Source organism: Bacillus sp. JJ864 (genome assembly GCF_036963045.1).
Classification (GTDB): Bacteria; Bacillota; Bacilli; order Bacillales; family Bacillaceae_G; genus Bacillus_A; species Bacillus_A pseudomycoides_C.
On record NZ_JBALLY010000202.1, the window covers coordinates 1 to 2,382 of the forward strand.

5 protein-coding genes are annotated in these 2,382 nt (G+C 34.2%); 3 read left to right on the forward strand and 2 right to left on the reverse strand.

All coding sequences use genetic code 11. From position 1 onward, the window contains the following. The first annotated feature begins 115 nt into the window (after positions 1 to 115). Positions 116 to 301 carry a YhzD family protein gene (locus tag V7024_RS22790; protein WP_335524246.1) on the forward strand — a complete coding sequence of 62 codons (186 nt, stop codon included), beginning with the start codon at positions 116 to 118 and terminating at the stop codon, positions 299 to 301. A 28-nt stretch (positions 302 to 329) separates the two neighbouring features. On the opposite strand, the gene V7024_RS22795 is transcribed toward V7024_RS22790, so the two are convergent. Continuing rightward, on the reverse strand, positions 330 to 689 hold the full coding sequence (locus tag V7024_RS22795) for a hypothetical protein (protein ID WP_335524248.1): 360 nt from the start codon (positions 687 to 689) through the stop codon (positions 330 to 332). Positions 690 to 828: 139 nt separating this feature from the next. Between V7024_RS22795 and V7024_RS22800 the strand changes: the two genes are divergently transcribed. Both V7024_RS22800 and V7024_RS22805 read left to right on the forward strand, forming a co-directional pair. After that, the gene (locus tag V7024_RS22800; protein ID WP_098916842.1) at positions 829 to 969 is read left to right on the forward strand and encodes a YflJ family protein; all 141 of its coding nucleotides are present in this window, start codon (positions 829 to 831) and stop codon (positions 967 to 969) included. 60 nt (positions 970 to 1,029) lie between these two features. Then, positions 1,030 to 1,485, forward strand: a complete 456-nt coding sequence (locus V7024_RS22805) for a GNAT family N-acetyltransferase (protein ID WP_335524253.1) — start codon at positions 1,030 to 1,032, stop codon at positions 1,483 to 1,485. 184 nt (positions 1,486 to 1,669) lie between these two features. Here the strand turns inward: V7024_RS22805 and V7024_RS22810 are convergent, their stop codons facing one another. Further along, positions 1,670 to 2,239, reverse strand: coding sequence for a methyltransferase (locus V7024_RS22810; protein ID WP_335524255.1), 570 nt, complete (start codon positions 2,237 to 2,239; stop codon positions 1,670 to 1,672). Positions 2,240 to 2,382 lie beyond the last annotated feature (143 nt).

Sequence of the window (2,382 nt, forward strand, 5' to 3'; positions counted from 1 at the left end):
TTTTTTAACTTGCATATATTTTAACACTTCATGTCACATATTTCTTTTGCATAATTGCTCATTTTATGACACAATAGTTATAACATTCTGATTATTTATTTTGGAGGGAATTTTTATGGGCGTATACACACTAACAGTTTTCGAAAAAGACGGTTCCAAAGTATTAGACGAATCATTTGAGGCTACGACAGAAACAGAAGCAAAATCAAAAGGCGAAACACTTTTACGTGAAAAACAATTGTATGAGCACACGCACCGCTGCACATCTTCAAGCGGAAAGCTTGTTTTATTCCAGCGCTAAAAAAAAGAAGCGTCACATCGCTTCTTTTTCACACTATATCTTCTTCACACCACAGAAACACAACTTCTACAATTCGATTCCCAAATCGAACGCGCTTATTCCACATACCTGTTTGAATAAGGCGCTTTAACTCATCCTTCATGTTATCCGTCCACTGCTGAATGCTCTCTTTTGAATCGTACGGATAAATACTTGGAAACTCTTCATGCAAGAGACGCAAACTTTCCGCATCTAGATGAAAATGAAAAAAATAATTCGCAGTCAGAGAAGGCTCCTGCAATTGTAAAAACGGGTGGTCAATTTGCTTCTTATTACGATAAAACGTAAAAATATTGACCTTCCCACTCGTTATCTGATCAATTTGAATTTCGTGTTTTTCAATAATCACGCTGTTCAGTCCACCTCAATATATGCTACTTCTAGTATATATGTCTTTAATCAATAAGTTAACCATTTTCCTATGGAAATTCATCATTTCTTCCAAAAGTATATTCAGAATCATCCAAACCAAGAAAGGAAGCGATCATATGCATTTCGGTAGCAAAGGTTGGTATGTACACGAACTAAAAAAATTAGGAATCCGTACTTATGAAGGTAGAAAACTAGAGTCATATCGTACGCATATCTTGGCTAGTTTACTTGAGAAGGCTAAGAGGCAGTCGGCTTAATGAAAGGAAGCTCCTTCTTATATAGAAGGGGCTTTTTAGTATAGAGAAAAGAGGCGAAGTATGAATCTAAAATTAGTAGAGGCAACAGAAGAAAATTTTTGGGATGTTATTCAGTTGAAATCAGATAAAGACCAAGAAGAACGCATTCAAATCTTTGAACGGTGGGTCGGTTCTAACGCCTTTTTCCTTGGGGTCTGTCAAGTTTATAAATTTACTCCAAAAGCTATTTATGACAACCACACTTTAATTGGATTTACTTCCTATGGTTATAGAAAAGAACATGAAAGATACGAATTAATAAGCTTAATGTTAGGACATCAATATCAGGGAAAAGGGGATGGAGTTCCCGCTTTACAAGCAGTGATTGCCGAAATGAGTGAACGGTACAAATGCAAAGAAATTTATTTATCAGTAATCCACGATAATGAACCTGCAAAACGAATCTATGAAAAAGTCGGTTTCAAGCAACTGGTGAAATCGAAAAAGGACACCACGATGAGCTCGTTTATTGTTTGAAATTAGCAAATAACTCGGCATCGCTTGTATGAGCAATACCTTTTTCTTTTACTGATGTTGCTTAATAACTTATCAATACCTAAATGGTAAAAAAACAGAAATCTTAAACCAGACTTCTGTTTTTCGGCGTGCAATAAATCATATCACTAAAACTCATAATATAGAGTATATTGTTTACGCACACTTATTTACAACTTAAACTAACTACAGTGGCAATAGATTGTGCTGCCTGTTCCCAGCTTCCATCTATAATTCTTCCAAGTTGTTGACCAAGTGTATTTAAATCATTTGGATTAACGGGAATCCCATTATACGCAGCAATAATTGATAAAATTGGAGCCGCAACTGGTGTCAAACCACCCCTATCAATATTATATTTAGGTCCATCTATTACCTTTCCATCTTGTACTGTAAACTCATAATAAAATTGATCATCTGGGCGATAACTTATATGATGAGAAATTTTTCCCTTAACATATGTCTTCCCTTCGCCTAGATTTGCTACTTCTACTTCTTTTACATTAAATTCATGATCAAATATTTTTAGTTTTTTTACTTCAGGACCATGTAACGCAGCATTAACAGCTGTCTCCAAATTATTCTTTCCAAAAGGTTGAATATTAATAGTTTTTGATTCCACTTGCTGAATAGAACCTTCTGTTTCTGCAGCAAACACTGATGTAGATGGTATTACTCCTGTAGCTAACGTTGCTGCAAGAACGGTTGACATTACTAATTTACGTTTCATTTTCATAGTTTTCTTCCTCCTTTTTAATATATGGTATATAACTTTTTAAATACTGACATGGTTCATTATTTTTATCACAATATGCACAAAAAAATATTTTAAAAACTCAAATAATTTATGCCAGAAAATTAAAATGAATTATATATTAC

Coding starts and splice junctions, on each gene's coding strand:
- V7024_RS22790 (WP_335524246.1), top strand. CDS start 116: ATGGGCGTATACACACTAACAGTTTTCGAAAAAGACGGTTCCAAAGTA.
- V7024_RS22800 (WP_098916842.1), top strand. CDS start 829: ATGCATTTCGGTAGCAAAGGTTGGTATGTACACGAACTAAAAAAATTA.
- V7024_RS22805 (WP_335524253.1), top strand. CDS start 1,030: ATGAATCTAAAATTAGTAGAGGCAACAGAAGAAAATTTTTGGGATGTT.
- V7024_RS22810 (WP_335524255.1), bottom strand. CDS start 2,239: ATGAAAATGAAACGTAAATTAGTAATGTCAACCGTTCTTGCAGCAACG.